The 15,660-nt window shown below is 57.3% G+C and carries 14 protein-coding genes; 7 read left to right on the forward strand and 7 right to left on the reverse strand.

The annotated features are described in order from the left end of the window. Positions 1-19: 19 nt before the first annotated feature. Positions 20-625 (reverse strand): bifunctional nicotinamidase/pyrazinamidase, encoded by a 606-nt coding sequence (gene pncA, locus AAFO90_RS00765; RefSeq protein ID WP_347508172.1) that lies wholly within the window; start codon positions 623-625, stop codon positions 20-22. Between the two features lie 191 nt (positions 626-816). Here pncA and AAFO90_RS00770 point away from each other — a divergent pair, with 191 nt between their 5' ends. Then, a complete protein-coding gene (locus AAFO90_RS00770) occupies positions 817-1,728 on the forward strand; it encodes a rhodanese-related sulfurtransferase (protein WP_347508173.1) in 912 nt (303 codons plus the stop codon). Between the two features lie 228 nt (positions 1,729-1,956). Continuing rightward, positions 1,957-2,877 carry a PAS domain-containing protein gene (locus AAFO90_RS00775; RefSeq protein WP_347508174.1) on the forward strand — a complete coding sequence of 307 codons (921 nt, stop codon included), beginning with the start codon at positions 1,957-1,959 and terminating at the stop codon, positions 2,875-2,877. Positions 2,878-3,212: 335 nt separating this feature from the next. On the opposite strand, the gene AAFO90_RS00780 is transcribed toward AAFO90_RS00775, so the two are convergent. The 4 genes from AAFO90_RS00780 to AAFO90_RS00795 are packed head-to-tail and all read right to left on the reverse strand — an operon-like array spanning position 3,213 to position 8,405. Then, the gene (locus tag AAFO90_RS00780; protein WP_347508175.1) at positions 3,213-4,994 is read right to left on the reverse strand and encodes a TniQ family protein; all 1,782 of its coding nucleotides are present in this window, start codon (positions 4,992-4,994) and stop codon (positions 3,213-3,215) included. Further along, complete coding sequence (locus tag AAFO90_RS00785; RefSeq protein ID WP_347508176.1) at positions 4,991-5,977, reverse strand: TniB family NTP-binding protein; 987 nt, start codon at positions 5,975-5,977, stop codon at positions 4,991-4,993. The genes AAFO90_RS00780 and AAFO90_RS00785 overlap by 4 nt, the downstream gene beginning before the upstream one ends. A gap of 5 nt (positions 5,978-5,982) precedes the next feature. Then, positions 5,983-7,857, reverse strand: coding sequence for a Mu transposase C-terminal domain-containing protein (locus tag AAFO90_RS00790; RefSeq protein WP_347508177.1), 1,875 nt, complete (start codon positions 7,855-7,857; stop codon positions 5,983-5,985). Positions 7,858-7,913: 56 nt separating this feature from the next. After that, positions 7,914-8,405, reverse strand: coding sequence for a hypothetical protein (locus tag AAFO90_RS00795; protein ID WP_347508178.1), 492 nt, complete (start codon positions 8,403-8,405; stop codon positions 7,914-7,916). A 200-nt stretch (positions 8,406-8,605) separates the two neighbouring features. On the opposite strand from AAFO90_RS00795, the gene istA reads away from it, so the two are divergent. The 3 genes from istA (at position 8,606) to AAFO90_RS00810 (ending at position 12,150) form a co-directional block, all read left to right on the forward strand. Further along, positions 8,606-10,096 (forward strand): IS21 family transposase, encoded by a 1,491-nt coding sequence (istA, locus tag AAFO90_RS00800; RefSeq protein WP_347508189.1) that lies wholly within the window; start codon positions 8,606-8,608, stop codon positions 10,094-10,096. After that, a complete protein-coding gene (gene istB / locus AAFO90_RS00805) occupies positions 10,093-10,902 on the forward strand; it encodes an IS21-like element helper ATPase IstB (protein ID WP_347508179.1) in 810 nt (269 codons plus the stop codon). Before istA ends, istB begins: the two co-directional genes overlap by 4 nt. Positions 10,903-11,103: 201 nt before the next feature. Continuing rightward, complete coding sequence (locus tag AAFO90_RS00810) at positions 11,104-12,150, forward strand: IS110 family transposase (RefSeq protein WP_347508180.1); 1,047 nt, start codon at positions 11,104-11,106, stop codon at positions 12,148-12,150. Between the two features lie 276 nt (positions 12,151-12,426). Here the strand turns inward: AAFO90_RS00810 and AAFO90_RS00815 are convergent, their stop codons facing one another. Further along, on the reverse strand, positions 12,427-12,669 hold the full coding sequence (locus AAFO90_RS00815; RefSeq protein ID WP_347508181.1) for a hypothetical protein: 243 nt from the start codon (positions 12,667-12,669) through the stop codon (positions 12,427-12,429). A 444-nt stretch (positions 12,670-13,113) separates the two neighbouring features. Here AAFO90_RS00815 and AAFO90_RS00820 point away from each other — a divergent pair, with 444 nt between their 5' ends. Further along, positions 13,114-13,497 (forward strand): helix-turn-helix transcriptional regulator, encoded by a 384-nt coding sequence (locus AAFO90_RS00820; protein ID WP_347508182.1) that lies wholly within the window; start codon positions 13,114-13,116, stop codon positions 13,495-13,497. A 336-nt stretch (positions 13,498-13,833) separates the two neighbouring features. Beyond that, positions 13,834-14,388 (forward strand): hypothetical protein, encoded by a 555-nt coding sequence (locus AAFO90_RS00825; RefSeq protein ID WP_347508183.1) that lies wholly within the window; start codon positions 13,834-13,836, stop codon positions 14,386-14,388. 621 nt (positions 14,389-15,009) lie between these two features. On the opposite strand, the gene AAFO90_RS00830 is transcribed toward AAFO90_RS00825, so the two are convergent. Continuing rightward, positions 15,010-15,660: transposase (locus tag AAFO90_RS00830; protein ID WP_347508184.1), on the reverse strand; the 651-nt coding region annotated here is incomplete at its 5' end.

Here is a 15,660-nt window from a genome sequence, read left to right on the forward strand (position 1 = left end):
AAACTCCCTTTAAGAAACACTAAGCAGGTCCCTGGCCCAAATGGACACCCGCCTCCTGCATGTCCTTCAAGGCTGTATTGAGCGATCCCTCCAGATCGATGGCACGGCAGGCCGAGAGATCAACCCGGACATCAAATCCCAGCCGCGCGGCATCCAGCGCCGAGAAGGCAACGCAGAAATCCGTTGCCAGGCCTACCAGCGTCAGATCCATCAAGTCCCGATTGCGCAGGTATCCTTCAAGCCCGGTCGGCGTGGTCTTGTCGTTCTCGAAAAAGGCCGAATAGCTGTCCACTGCCGCACGAAACCCTTTACGGATGATCAGATCCCCGTCCTGCCGCAGATCCTTGTGAAAGGCAGCGCCGGGGGTGCCCTGCACACAGTGATCGGGCCACAGAACCTGCGGTCCATAAGGCATCTCGACCACGCCGAAGGCAGATTCGCCCGGATGGCAGGAGGCAAAGGAGGAGTGTCCCGCCGGGTGCCAGTCCTGGGTCAGGATGACCGCATCATAGCGATCCATCATGGCGTTGATCGGGGCGGTGACCTCTTCGCCGCCGACCACTGCCAGCGCGCCACCAGAGCAAAAGTCATTCTGAACATCTATAACGATCAAAGCACTGGGCATGAAACTATCCTGTCTCGTTTCACAAGGCGTAGGGCGCAGCATCTGTTGCGTCAATCCCCGCGCCCACTGCGGGGCGAAGCATTCCGACATGCTGCCTGATCGGCAACGCGACCAATTACCACGCTGAAAAGCCGGGCCGTCACGACAGCCTGTCTTGCAGGATTTTCGGACTCTGGTGTAAAGGGCTGGCTATGTACACCATCGCTGCCCTGTATCACTTCACCCGCTTTTCCGACCCCGACGCTTTGCGGGGGCCGTTGCTGGATCTCTGCCTCGGACAGGAGGTCAAAGGCTCTCTGTTGCTGGCGCGTGAGGGGATCAACGGCACAATTGCCGGCCCGCGCGCCGGGATCGATGCCGTGCTGGCGCATATCCGCGCCCTGCCCGGATGCAGCGATCTGGATTGGAAAGAAGCGACCGCCACCGATGCGCCCTTTGGACGGATGAAAGTCCGTCTGAAAAAAGAGATCGTGACCATGGGCCAGCCCGATGTGGACCCCAAGGCCCGCGTCGGAAACTACGTCGAGCCGGAAGACTGGAACGATCTGATCCGCTCGGACGATGTGGTGGTGATCGACACCCGCAATGACTACGAGGTGGCGATTGGCACCTTCGAAGGCGCCATCGACCCCGAAACCAGCAGTTTCCGGGAATTCCCCGCCTGGTGGGAGGCCAACAAGGACCGTTTCCACAACAAGCGGGTGGCGATGTTCTGCACCGGCGGGATCCGCTGCGAGAAATCCACCAATTTCCTGCTAGGTCAGGGCGTAGAGGATGTCTACCACCTGAAAGGCGGCATCCTGCGCTATCTGGAAGAGGTTCCGGAACAGGACAGCAGCTGGCAAGGGGAGTGCTTTGTCTTCGACAACCGTGTCTCTGTCGGGCACGGGCTGAAGGAAGGTCCGCATGAGCTGTGCCACGGCTGTCGTCGCCCGCTGCTGCCCGAGGACAAGTCGCGCCCCGAGTACGAGGCCGGGGTCTCCTGTCATATGTGCATCAATGAGACCAGCGAGGCCGACAAAGCCCGGTTCCGGGAGCGGCAGAAGCAAATGCAACTGGCCCGGGCGCGCGGGGCGGATCATCTGGGCACGATTGCTCTTTAAGGTGGACCGTTCTGTAAACCTTCAGAAATAAGCCTTAAAGCAGAATAGTTTCCTTCACGATACCGCTCGTGGTGGAATTTTAATCTTGCATTCTCTTCACGACTTTTTCATTTTATTTAATTGTAGCCAGCGACTCCTATCAAGGCTTGCGTATTTCAAAGCTCGATCGCTGGTGCTTGTGCCATTTTGCACAGTCAATTTTAGAAATGTTGAGATGAGGTGATTTCGATGATCAATTGCTCAGCCGAGCTGCTGCACCGTCCAGAGGAAGCGGCCAATATTAAACTTGGAAAAGTATCGATCCCCAGCCTGTTCCGCGACCTGCCCGAAGCCGTCATCGTAGCGGATGAAAACCGCCGCATCGTCTGGGCCAACAATGCCGCGTTAAGCATGTTTGGCCACACCATCGATCAGATGGTCGGCCACAGCACCGCCATTCTTTACCCCAGTGAAGAAGGCTACCTGTCCGCAGGCGCGGCACATTTCAATCCATCCGGATCCGCAGAACAACATAATTACGAAAGCAACTATTTGCGATCAAATGGAAAAACCTTTTTAGGCGAAACAACAGGTGGCCCAATTCGCGATTCCCGTGGCGTCGTTCTGGGGTATTTCGGTATTACCCGCGACATTTCAAAACCGCGCGCTTTTGACGAATTGCTCGCCAGGCTCTATCTGGTTTCTTCGGATCAAGAGCTTGAGACCAATGAAAAGATCCGTGAAATTCTCAAAATGGGTTGCGCCCATTTTCAAACGGATTCGGCTTTGGTTAGCTGGGTTCACGGCGAAGACTACACCGTGCTCTACAGCTATTCCCAGATCGCGGAAATCGAACGCGGCAGCCGGTTCAAGATCGCCGATTGCTGCTGCGCACGCGCGATGGAGGCCAATGGCCCGATTGCCTGCAGCTCAGCTCAAGAGGTCGGAGACGCACCCCACCCCTGTTACAGTCTGTTTGTTCTTGAAACCTATATCGGGGTACCGTTGGTGGTCGATGGCGAACGGTTCGGCACGGTCAACTTCACCTCGTCAGAACCGCGCACGCCCTTTGAGAGCAGCGATCTGGAGCTGATCAAGATGTTTGCGGCCTGGATTGCCCAGCAACTGAGCATCGAAAAGGCGACAAACCAGCTGATCGAAATCAGCTGATCGCCCGCCCTGCGACACGCGGGCTTCGTCAGCCGACGTATAGACCGGCTGACGGAACGCAATTCTGTGGATGTAGGACACCGCGTAACCGTGCGCACTCTGCCTTAGGTCATTGAAGAAAATCGTCGGTTCAAGCCCATTAGTTTGCGCACAATCCGGCCAAAGCCTTGCGCGTTTTGCCCACAATATTGCGCTTCACACAGACCGTTCAACGTCAGCGACCGACTGACATTTTGATACGACGAATCCGGACGGCAGTCCAGCATGCAGAAACGCCGAAAGCCGCCAAGGCATTCCTTGACGGCATACATATAGTGCGCGAGGAGGCGTGTCGGTTAAGAGGGGGGAAACGCGATCATTCGGGCAATGTCACGGGTTCGGATCAGATGTCCACGGGATGATGTCCCTGCCGGTTGCGACCCGACTGAAGAGATCCCGCGATCTGCGAGAGATGCGAGCAGCTTTCGCGAGGTCGTCTTGCCTTCCTTCGCCAAGTCCGAGACCACATGAAATTCACGATAGAACTGCGAAAGCGCTTTCTCAGTAATCTGCCAGACGTAAAATGAGCCTCGTTTCCCTTTGGTCGCCTGAAGCAAACCCTGCTCGCACCACCCAGTGACACATTCAGGTTTCCATCCTGAGAACTCGGCAACATCTCCAGCGGTCCATGACCGCGCGCCGCCATGATCTTGAAGAAGGCGGTCGATCTCCGCTGCGTCGAAGAGCGCATCTCCGAGGCTATCACCCTCAGCGAACTTGACCGCTCGAAGCTTTTTGTCCGCTATGAGTCGATAGATCTTCAGAAGCGCGGTCCGATCCGTCGTCTTGCGCAGGTTGATCTTGCGAAATGCCACCATCCCATCGACTCCGGCACTTTTAACCCGGGCCACTTGCCGGATTCCATCTACCGCAGTGCAGATGTTCTTGAGGTCGAAACTTCCATCGACGCAGGGGTGAGACGCCACCCTGCACTCAGCACCGAAGAACCTTGCCTCTTCCATAAGCTCGAACTGTCTCCTTGAAACACCAAGGGTGTTTCGAACCTTTTCCTTGGTCGCAGATCGCTTCCGTTGCTCACGGACCTCTTCGATGTCCTGCGTTCTGACGATCGTATGAAGGTGGCCCGTGCCCGATCGTCCCTGCGATCCCTCGATGACCCCAGCACGGACTGCTTCGACAATCCTCTCGCTGCGTATGCCCAAAATATCTCCTGCCTGGGCTGCGCTCATCCATGCCGCACCATCCCGATGCCGACGGGTCTTGTATGCGTCGCCACACACTGTGCTGACGACACTGAGGCAACGGGACAGCAATGCCTCAGCCAGTGCACCTTTTTGGCTGAGAAGGCCACGATACCATGGGCCCAATCGTGTAGCGGCCGTTAGTCCTTCTGCTCCGGGAGTATTCCATCGCTCAACTACATGTTCGTCGAATGCCTTTGGCCAATCGATGAGGAGCGGTTGGATACCTGCCAAGCGTATGCGAGCTTCTGCGACGGTCTTGGGGTAAGTTGCCTTGCCTTCCTTACCGGTCCGCGCGCGAGCCATATTCGCACAGAGAAACCACACGGTGCGGGCCGTGTGCAGGCCTTCCTTTGAACCGAGGTCTATGCCGCCCATGTGGGCCGAGTGTCCCGCTATTAACTTTGCGAACTCAGTCTCGAAAGGGCCGGCGGGCACAGCATTCGCATCGCCATAGGAAGTGCCGCAAAGGCAGGCCGCATACCCATCGCCGAGCAGGGTGAGATCGTCACCGCAACCAGGACACTGATCGATTAGCTGGCATTCATGCTCGGCACATGCCGTGACCAAGGCGTGTCGCCACTCTTTCCGACGGGGCTGGCGCGCGGCAATACAGGCGGGGCAAACCGGGTCGCGGCGCATCCGATGGAACGACCAGTCGAGGGCGGCGTCCATTGGCTGCTTGGCAGGCAAGATCTGCTCCATCGTTGCCAAGTCGAGATCGAGTTCCAAAGCCAGCCGCTCTGGCTCCTCAACTGTAGCGCGCCCGTAGGTCTGCCCGAGCGTCGTCAGGAAGCCCCTGGCCTCGGGAAATCCTTCCGCATCAGAGCGCCGCTTGATGTAGCCGAGAAGGCTTTCGTCAGTGCAAGGGATCATTCCGTCAACGCCCCTTCGTCCGCCTGCCGAAAAGCGTCGAGCTCAAGCGACGAATTCGGATCAGGGAGCTTTAGTCCTGCGTCCCTCATGACCTTCGCGTAGGACCGCAGAAGAACGTCATCCTGTGGTGGTTCGGGGTCGAAGATCGGCGCGAGACGAGATAACCCTTGAAGCCTTACGCTGGCGGCTTTCCCCATATCCGACAAGGCCAGGGCCTTGGTCCGCGCAGACTTTCGGACAGCGACCTCGAGCAGCTCGATCACCATGCCGACGCGACCGCCAGAAGCAGCGAAAAGGCGCCGTGTCATGTCTATCCAGTCGAATTCGAGCGAGATACCGCGCTCCTCGAGGTATTCGAAGATACTATAGATTACTGTTGTGAATTCATTCCGGTCGTCCGGGTTCGTCCAGCGATATGGTTGGAGCTCGATCGTGGCCATGGACCGCGCCGCGAATTGCTCGTTCTCATCAATCAAGCGTTGGAACTTCGGCAACCCCATAAGGATGAGTATGACACCTGACCGATCTACGATGGATTTGAAATGGTCCGCAGCTGCACGGCGGGTGAGGTTCGCGCCGGGTTCGGCGCAATGGCTGCACTCATCGAGGGCCACAATCCGAACATCGCGTTGTTCCAGCAGATCATACATCCGATCTTTCAGGAGTGCGAGCTTGGGATTAGCCCCAACCCGCCCCATCGTCCGTATGATCGATGCGTAGATCTCCGAATCATTCGGCTTGGGAGAGATTTCGCCGGTCAGAAAGTCCGGCGATGGGATCATGTATCCTGGGCCGGACCGAAGCTTGGTAACCTTGCTTTCGACCGCTAACAGGAGGTCGGATTTACCGACGCGGGACGGGCCAAGAAATGGAATGCATACCCCATCCGAGCCAGCCAACTCGATTGCCTCAAGCATCTGATTCAGCGCAATGTCGTAACGGGAATGCGAAATCCGCAAGCTCTTCAGGGAAAGTTCGTTCACGTTAATTATCCTCGTGCGGAGATCCGGTTACGCCGCTTCGGGGCGAGCACCGGCATCGTTGGGTTGGAGACATCGTTTCGAGGCGCTGCGCCGCCTGTAACGCCGCTGCGCTCGGCAATCTCTGCATCGCGCCGTTTGCGCCGGGCCGCGTCTTGTGCCTTGCGCCCTTTGGTCGTCGACTTTGACGGCTTATGGTGCTTGCCCTTTACCAGGGCCGCGAGAACTTCAGCTGCCGAAAGGTAGTCGTCGGGGTCACGCCGATTGAGGGCGATGATGCGATCTCGCTCAGCGACAGAAATCGCGGGCATATCGGGGTCCTTGCAGGGCACGTAGAATGCTTCGCCCGATTTCGGGTGAGAGATGATGATCTCCCTGATGTCGGCCGGGTTAATGCGGATTTCGACTTCCAGCTTCCCTTTCGTATTCTTCTCCAGTTCTCGCAGTTCCCAAGATGAATATTGAACGTATCCCACCTCAATCCCGTAGCGGTGGACGATCCTCCTCTCGGCATGATGAAAGAACAACTGCCTAAGATGCTGCTTGCTGGGCGGTTCAGGAACATAGGCTTCGGTCGAAAGGCGCTGCCAGCTTTCGATCGGGCTTTCTCGGCGTTTCAGCGGTGACTGCACACGTCGACGCGGAATGACGCCATACACGTCGTAGCGCCACACTTGAAGCTTCTGAACAAACTCATCGAAGGTCCAGCATGCTTCCGCCTTTGCTCGCTCATAGCGCTCCTTGGTCGACAATTCTTGGGTCTGCGTCGCCCCGTCAAGTTTTGTTACAAAGGTCTTGAGGGTCGACATCGCACGCTCGACGAACGGCTTCTTCTCTGGATGTCCGGGGGTATTCTTTTGCAGTTCGATAGGGGCAGTCGATAGTAGGCGGTTGATGATGCTGCCTGAGTTTTCGGACCCTTGGTCTGCAACTACCGTCAGTGGAAGTCCTGCGACATGCACACGGTTCGCGATACCGAAGCGATCAAAGAACTCTTCGTCGTTGCCTGTCATGGCTTCGTAGATCGCCGTTGCGGTGGTAAGTCCGGTAGGGTTTTCAAGAGAAACTACAAGCCCCACGATGAAGCCGGTTGCAGCATCTACGACAAGCGTGACCCAAGGCATAATTAGTTTGCCGTCAAAGATCACGTAGATGTCGGCCTGTGTGGAGTCTGTTTCCAACCGGTCATAGGCGTGCTTTATCAATTGAAAGCTACCGGCTTGGAGTAGTGCTTTTCGCGCTGCCTTCGTTCCCAGCCGCCGTTTGATGACATCGGAGTGTGGAATGTAGGTATCGATTATGGACTCCACAGCCTTCGTGCCATGGTTCCCCGGGTTTTCGTTTGCCCGCTCCTTTGAAAACTGCTTTAGATATTGTAGCCTCGATTGCCGAACCAGATCGGTCATATTCATGCGATCCGATGTGAGATAAGAATCGTCAAGAAGATCGAGGACGATCTCGAGGAAAATCTCGTCATAACGGACGGTGTAGTTTCCAGATTGATTCCGCTTATCAACCAAGGCAAGCTGCCCCTTCGCGCAGTAGCCTTTCCGATAATTCTGAATTGTTCGGACAGCAGGGAGCTTTGAAGCGCGCGAAGCAAAACGCGGATCTTTTTGTAAGTTGATGCGGATCGCGTTCATTACCTCATCCCACTTGAGACCCAGCTCCTGATAGCGATCAACGAGTTCAAGAAGGCGCTTGCGGAAGGCTGCTTCCGAGATCTCATCATCGGTCATGACGCGATCGCAGAATACTGGTTCTTGACCTTCGGAAACATTTCCGAGGGCAATCTGCCGATGAAATTCCTCCAGGGTGATCTCAGTCTTCATTCCATTCAGATCGAGAACGACGGACGGCTTATCTTGGACGCGTCCGATCACACGGTATAGGGTCTCTCCGTTCCGAAGATGACGACCATCATATGCTTGTAGCTGGTTCATAGCGGCAAAACCTCGAGGTGCGATACATCACCGTCAACGCGCAGAAGCTTCGTCCGATCGCTGAAAGGGGCGCGTGAGAAGTCGGTCGCGAGAAGCCCTTGGAAAAGCCCCGCATAGACTTCCGCTCGCGTCAGGCCGAACGACCGTTGGGCTTCTCCAAATGATACGCTGCGCGGGAACTGCGTCTCGATCAACTCACGTATTGCAGGCTCCAGACTGCGGTTCGGGAGGGCCCGGAGAATACGGAGATTCCGATGGTCCGCACGAGTAAACGTTTTTTCCGTGACCAGAGTAAGTCGATGACCGAGTTGCTCCATGGCCGCGGCCAAACGGCTGAACTCTGGGTTGCTGCGAAGCCAGCGACTATGCTTTCCTTCGACGAAGACGGTCTGTCCATTTACAAGCTCGAACAGGAAGTCAGGCGTGTAGACCCAAGGCTTGTAGCGCGTCCCGTGCACCGCTTCGGTCAGAGCGGTGCCGCGCGACAAACAAGGTGAGAATCCAGCGTCAATCAGGATGAGAACGCGGGGGTGGGGGCTCGCAGGGAGGGCGTAGCCCGACTGGAGAGGCCCCACCCCCGCGTTGCGCCCCAAATGGGCGGGTCTGACGTCGTGGCCGGCTCGGATAGGGAATGATTTTCTGCGTAAGGAGATCGTTCATGCCGGGCCGACATGTCACTGATCAACTGATGAGGCTATTCATGACGCTCAGACAGACCCATTCCACTCCCGTGGCCGCAGCAAAGGCCGGTGTCAGCCAAGCGACCGGTTATCGACTGCAGGCCGACCCGACGTTGCCATCGCAAAAGAAGGTCCCACGCAGCCGACGTCGACCGGATCCGCTTGCGGATATTTTCGACACGGAGGTCGTGCCGCTGCTGCGCTCTGCACCGGGGATCCGGCCCGTGGCCGTTTACGAGGAACTTATGCGACGGCACCCCGAGCTGGGCACTGGCATCCGGCGCACGTTGGAGCGGCGGATGCGCACCTGGAAGGCCGAGCATGGCCCTGAACAAGAGGTGATCTTCCGGCAGACCCATACGCCGGGCAAGATGGGCCTGTCAGATTTCACCGCCATGGGCAAACTGGGCGTGACCGTAGCCGGTGAGCCGTTGGATCATCGGCTGTATCACTTCCGGTTGGCCTATTCCGGCTTCGAGCACGCCCATGTCGTGCTTGGCGGCGAAAGCTATGTAGCGCTGGCCGAAGGGCTTCAAAATGCCCTCTGGACGCTCGGTGGCGTGCCGCGGGAACACAGAACCGACAGCCTGTCGGCGGCTTTCAAGAACCTGGAAAAATCCACCCAGGCGGACCTCACCGACCGCGTCGATACCCTGTGCCGTCATTACGGCATGACGCCGACGCGCAACAACAAGGGCATTGCGCACGAGAACGGCTCCATCGAAAGCCCCAATGGTCATCTGAAGCGTGCCATCGAGGACGCGCTGGTCATGCGCGGCTCGCGCGACTTCGAAGACCTGACGGCCTACCGGCGCTTCATCGACGAGATCGTGGGCCGGATCAACGCCCGCAATGCCAAGCGTATCGACGTGGAGCGCGCCAGCCTCAAGCCTTTACCCGCCCGGCGCACAACGGATTACGAGGAGGTCACACTGCGCGTCACCTCCTCCGGTGGTTTCACCTTGCGCAAGGTGTTCTACACCGTACCATCTCGGCTGATCGGACATCAGCTACGGGTTCGGCTCTACGATGACCGGCTGGAGCTGTTCCTCGGGGGCAGCTCCCTGATGACGCTGCCGCGCGGTCGGGCATCGAGCAGCGGAAGCCATGGGCACGTGGTCAATTACCGCCATGTCATCCATTCCCTGCGCAAGAAGCCCATGGCACTCATGGGGCTGGTCTACCGGGATCAACTGTTTCCACGCCGGGCCTTTCGCGACATGTTCGAAGTCCTTCTGGAGCAGACCGGTGAGAAGGCAGCTTGCCGCATGACCGTCGATCTTCTGGCGCTGGCGCACGACCGGGGGTGTGAGGCCGAATTGGCTGCGCAGATCGAGGAGGACCTTCGTCAGAACCGCCCGCCTGACATGGCTGTCCTGCGGGCGCTCTTTGCCCCGTCAGACGAGGCACTCCCTCGGGTCGAGGTGAAGATGGCCGACCTTTCATCCTATGACCAGCTGGTCAGAAGTGCTGCGCCCGCTGAGGAGGTGGCTGCATGACATCGTCCCAGACCGATACCGCTCGCCTTACCCTCGCTCTGAACGAATTGCGCCTGCCTGCCATCAAGGCGCTCTGGCCACGCTTTACTGAACAGGCTGACAAGGAGGGCTGGCCTGCCGCCCGCCTGCTTGCCACTCTGGTAGAGCATGAACTGGCCGAACGCGATCGCCGCCGGATCGAGCGCCATCTCGCACAGGCACGCCTGTTGCCCGGCAAGACGCTAGAGACTTTCGACTTCACCGCCGTCCCCATGCTGTCCAAGGCCCATGTCAATGCCATCACCGCCGGCGACAGCTGGATCGGAAAGGGCAGCAACATCCTGTTGTTTGGCCCACCAGGTGTGGGCAAGTCGCATCTCGGATCCGCCATCGGGCTCGCTCTTGTCGAGAAAGGCTATCGCGTCCTCTTCAGCCGCACCACCGACCTGGTCCAGAAACTCCAGCAGGCGCGCCGCGATCTCGCTCTCGAAAGCGCCATCGCAAAGCTCGACAAGTTCCACCTGCTGATCCTTGATGATATTGCCTACGTCACCAAGGATCAGGCCGAGACCAGCGTGCTCTTCGAACTCATCAGCGCGAGATACGAACGGCGCTCCATGCTGATCACCGCCAACCAGCCCTTCGGGGAATGGAATACGATCTTTCCTGACCCGGCCATGACACTGGCCGCCGTCGACAGGCTCGTTCACCATGCCACCATCTTCGAGATGAATGTCGAAAGCTACCGGCGCAGAGCTGCCGAAAAGGCAAAGGGGCCGGGACGGCCTGCTCAAAGAGCTACACCGGCCAACGTCAAAGCTGATTGACGCGCCGCGACAATCAAAAACACAAAACACTTGATCGCGGCTGAAAAGACCGCCATCGTAACTCTCGTCGCGACCAAGGAGTCTCATCCTGATTGACGCGCTCTTCTCATCCAGATTGATGAAGTGGAACGACCCGCTCCGACAGCATCGATGTGCTAAGACGTGGTCGTTGCTTGGACGCCACAAAGGAGGAACCGTTCCATGAAGAATGTTTACACCATCGGGCTGGATTTGGCGAAGAATGTCTTTCAGGTTCACGGCGCGGAAGATGATGGCTCCCCGGTCTTCAATCGCAAACTCCGCCGCAGCGAAGTGATGAAGTTTTTCCAGGAGCAACCGGCCTGCCTTGTCGGGATGGAAGCCTGCGGCAGTTCCCACTATTGGGCGCGCGAGATCGCCAAGTTCGGCCACGACGTGCGACTCATCCCGCCAACTTACGTCAAGGCCTTTGTAAAACGCGGCAAGACGGATGCCGCCGACGCGGAAGCTATCAGCGAAGCTGTCACCCGCAAGACCATGCGCTTCGTCCCGATCAAGACGGCCGACCAGCAAGCTGCGGCCATGGTGCTGAAGGCTCGTGCTCTCTTGGTGCGACAGCGAACTCAGGCGATCAATGCCCTGCGCGCTCATCTTGCGGAGCTGGGGATCATCGCCGCTGGAGGCGTTGCGAAGGTAGAGGCGTTGATCAGGATTATCCGTGACGACGAGGATGCTCGTCTGCCCGATCCGGCTCGCTTCGCCCTGAGTATGCTCGCTGAACAGATCGAGGCCCTGACAAGTCAGAATGACGAACTCGAGCGGGCAATAGTCACCGAGGTGAAGCGCGACGAGGATGCGCGGCGACTGACCTCAATCCCCGGAGTTGGCCCAATCATAGCTGCGACGGTCAAAGCATTGGTTCCGGACCCTGGTGGCTTCAAGTCAGCTCGTCATTTTGCTGCCTGGCTTGGATTGACGCCGAGGGCTCATTCGTCCGGTGGCAAGGAGCGGCTTGGCAAAATATCGAAGATGGGTAATCCGGAGATGCGCTCACTGCTCGTCGCAGGGGCGACATCCGTTCTGAGGATCGCTCGCAGTGATGCCAAAGCAAGCCCCTGGTTGAAAGCGCTGCTCGCCAGGCGTCCTTTCAAAGTTGCGGCCGTCGCCTTGGCCAACAAGATGGCACGGATCATATGGGCACTGTTGAACAAAGGGGGGATCTACAAGAAACCCGAAATGCCCATGACAATCCCGGCCACTGCCGGATGAGGGCGGTTACCGATATGAAAATCTGACCGGCACGTGCTGGCAGAGGCAAGGTGCAGAAGCAAGCGATGAGCACACGGGACGCTATCCCGACACGAGTGAGGCCGGCGCGACAATGCGCATCAAGCGCGTCAGATTGATTAGCCCCTCGTGTCGCGGACTTCATCGAGGCCAGCGGCTATGTGCCGTATCGAAAGGCCGTACATATGACCGCACCACTCCCAGCTGCAAATCAACTGCAAAAGCTCTTGCCATGCGGGCCGTTCCACATATGTCGCGCTACAGAGCGGTCTTGGTCGGGTAGGCTTCCCCAGTGTGCAGGTCAAAAGTCGTGGGTTGGGGAAAGATCCGGCGAACCCTCGGGTCGACTTCAGCTGCCACGACGATGATGGATTCACCGAGGCTCTCCGTGTCAATAATGCCCATCGCCTTGCGGCAGGCCTGACGGTTCACCTTCTTTTGCAGACCGCGCTTGTAAATCGTGCGAGCGGGATCATCGGCAATGTTGTTTTCGAGCTGCATCCTTTAGACCTTTTTTGGGGCCATTATTGTCTGCGAGAATAGTGGGGCGACCCCGTGGCGACGAAAAATCCGCCAACCGTTTGCCGCCTGAAAAAATCACAAGTAGCTGTATTTAATTGGATCTTTTTTCTGCTCGTTGACGAGAAGGCAGGGATCTCAGGAAGTTTCCGTTTGGTGGCTGCCCAAATTTGAACACAAAAATTAGCCCTATAGGTCTATTCGAAGAAATATGCGTTCGGGGAAGGAGACCCGAGCTGATTCGGTCAGAGAGGCGAGCCGTCGACTGAATTCAGGAAGTATTTTGCGCTTTGAGGCAGCCCGGAGCGGCAACTCCTGGCGGTGTGGCTTCTCCATGCTGAGGCGTTGCTCCCAACATTCAGTGGTTGGTGTCAGCATCATGCCCCTCTGAAGAGTATAACAAATGTGCTATACTACGACTCCACGATGGAGTTCCTGATCATGGTTGAGAGTCACAGATCCCTCCGAAACGCGCTTCAGCGTGCGCATCCAAAGCTCGCGGAGCACCAAGCCAAGAACGCCCTCAAGCGTGGGGTCGCCGTGAAACTGCGCGCTCTGCGGGACATACGGGGCCTGACACAGGACGAAGTTGCTGCGGCAGCGGGTATGACCCAATCGATGATTGCACGGATGGAGGCCCTATCTGGCCCGGTGCCAAGCCTCGAGGCCATCGAGCGCTACGTGACTGCATGTGATGGTCACTTGGCACTATTTATCTCGGACAAGCAGATCGAAAGCGAAGGTTCGTTCAGAGATGCATTCGCGAAGGCAAGGAGCCGTATCCCCGCGGATATCGACTTGGACGTTTGAGCCCGCCAGCCGTCTCGAAACTCGCGGACGAAGGCATGACAGATCGAAGCCCGCGACCACTAAGCGTCGGGCCGTTTGGCTGGACCGAAGGCCGCGGGCATGCCCTGTCCCGCGCTCGAAGGCCGTTTCGATGAAGGCCGGCCTGCGAGTGGCCAGCCCTTTGCCATAAGTGTTGCAAATAAAACCTCGGTCGGCCGGCTTTTAGGCTGACCGACCCGACCCAATAAAATCCTAATATTCTCCCGGTCAAATTTTGAGCAGCAAACTAATTTTTGCCTTGGAAGTGCATCTCAGTGAAACTATTCAAGATAAAACATAATTAGCCATTGAGTCATCGTGACAGAATATCATGACGCCATTGAGCGCTACCAAGGATTTCGAGACGCTGTATATCATCTCACCTGGGAGATTTGGTCTCATAAGTTGAACTCACTTTCTGTCGATCTCAAGCTGGACGGAATTGACGATGGCGCTCTTCAGCAAGCTGAAACGGTTTGGGCGCCCTTAGAAGACAAAAACAGGCCTGACATTTTCGCTTGGCGCGATATTGTAAGGCAGGTCCGATCCACTCCACGCAGGTTCGACATGGCAATTTGGAATGGCTCTGTTTTGTGTGGTATGGTTTGCGGCAAAGCGTCTAAAGGCGCTCAGGGATGCGACACAAATGTTACACTGAGGTTCCTTCAGGGAGCCCCCACCGCGATAAATCCACTGCGAGGTCACATCGCAGCAATTTCACTGGACGCAGCGAGTGCCTATGCCTTACTTCTTAAGAAGCGCATGATTTTCTTAAAAAATCCCTTGTCTGGCGCGCGGCCGCACTATGAGAAACTTGGATTCGAGCTTGCAAAAAGGCATGCGAAGGGCCTATATTTAGGCAAGGCATTATGAGGACTTGTGTCATGACACCCGCGTCAAACAACGGAATGACCACTCGAAATGGTGGTCATAGCGACGTTCGAACAGCGGCTTACGAGGAAGGTCTTCGTCGCCTCAATGGCGTTCGCCTGTTCAGTCAGCGCCTCACGCAAGCTCAGTCATCCGCTCTTACCACCATGGAAAGTGACGAAATTGGAGCTCCTGAGGATGTAATCCAAGCAAGCTGACATTGAGCTATATGTCAGCTTTGCATAGCTTTAGTCGTCACGAACACAGATTTTTTGCATTGACTTTGCCTCGGGCCAACCCCAGCTTCATCGCTGGGGTTTCCTTTATTGTGCGCTTGCCCATCCACTTATGCATGAAGTGGTAGATATCGACGATTTTCACCATGGTTTCAGGATTGTAGAGATAATGTCGATGCCGGGAGCGGCCGTTGGCACTTGGTGTGTTCGAAGGACGTTGAAGCCAAGCCCCCTACCAAAGGTGTTGTAGATTGCGCGCTGCCTCAGCGGCGCGCTTTCGCGTTCATTCGCCGAAGAGATCCCGCTCGTATATTCGGCCTTTTGCCAAGCCGAGCTGTGAACAGGCATGCAAAATTGGCTCTGACTCAAAGTTGATGCACCTTTTCAACTATGATGCCGCGACAAGCCGAGCCTTGAGCAGGTCGATATTCGCGCGACCATACATCTGGCGTTTCAGCGTCTTCAGGCGATTGATCTGGCCCTCGGTCTGCCCGTTCGACCAAGGTTCCCGCAACGCGGCGGCAACTGCGGCCTGGTCGCTACGAAGGCCACGGACGAATGATGAGAGCATGCTGTCCTCGGCTTCGTCGAGCCAGGCGGCCAGGGCATTCTCACGAGCGTTTCGCACTATGTCAGTCAAACGGTCGGTCAGTTCCCGGGCGGTTGCCAGAGATGGTAGCGCCGCTTCGATCCGCGCGACCTGGATTGCATCGGCACGGGTCAAATGATCTCGTCCCATGGTCAGGAGCCGCGCAATCCTTCGGGCAGGTGGCGACTTTCTTGTTTCGGACGGCACCGCTTGTTCGGCGCGGCGCTGGCGTGTCGCCCACTCGCCGACGACCCGGAGACTGCCTTGAAATCCATCAGCCCGTAACCGGCGCCAGAGTTCTGCGCCATTACGGCATCCGCCGCTCCACTCCCGTTCCAGCCGAGGCAACCAAGCGGTCAAGCTGCTCTCGCGGATGCGGAAAACATCTTCTCGCTCACCCCGGATGATCTGGCGGACCAAGCCGCGGCTCAGCCCGGTCAGGCGCACGAT

It is taken from the genome of Phaeobacter sp. CAU 1743, from assembly GCF_039839315.1.
Lineage (GTDB): Bacteria > Pseudomonadota > Alphaproteobacteria > Rhodobacterales > Rhodobacteraceae > Phycobacter > Phycobacter gallaeciensis_A.

What these genes read in the sequence shown, in the direction of transcription:
- pncA (WP_347508172.1), bottom strand. Translation starts at nt 625, where the DNA reads ATGCCCAGTGCTTTGATCGTTATAGATGTTCAGAATGACTTTTGCTCT.
- AAFO90_RS00770 (WP_347508173.1), top strand. Translation starts at nt 817, where the DNA reads ATGTACACCATCGCTGCCCTGTATCACTTCACCCGCTTTTCCGACCCC.
- AAFO90_RS00775 (WP_347508174.1), top strand. Translation starts at nt 1,957, where the DNA reads ATGATCAATTGCTCAGCCGAGCTGCTGCACCGTCCAGAGGAAGCGGCC.
- AAFO90_RS00780 (WP_347508175.1), bottom strand. Translation starts at nt 4,994, where the DNA reads ATGATCCCTTGCACTGACGAAAGCCTTCTCGGCTACATCAAGCGGCGC.
- istA (WP_347508189.1), top strand. Translation starts at nt 8,606, where the DNA reads ATGAGGCTATTCATGACGCTCAGACAGACCCATTCCACTCCCGTGGCC.
- istB (WP_347508179.1), top strand. Translation starts at nt 10,093, where the DNA reads ATGACATCGTCCCAGACCGATACCGCTCGCCTTACCCTCGCTCTGAAC.
- AAFO90_RS00810 (WP_347508180.1), top strand. Translation starts at nt 11,104, where the DNA reads ATGAAGAATGTTTACACCATCGGGCTGGATTTGGCGAAGAATGTCTTT.
- AAFO90_RS00815 (WP_347508181.1), bottom strand. Translation starts at nt 12,669, where the DNA reads ATGCAGCTCGAAAACAACATTGCCGATGATCCCGCTCGCACGATTTAC.
- AAFO90_RS00820 (WP_347508182.1), top strand. Translation starts at nt 13,114, where the DNA reads ATGGAGTTCCTGATCATGGTTGAGAGTCACAGATCCCTCCGAAACGCG.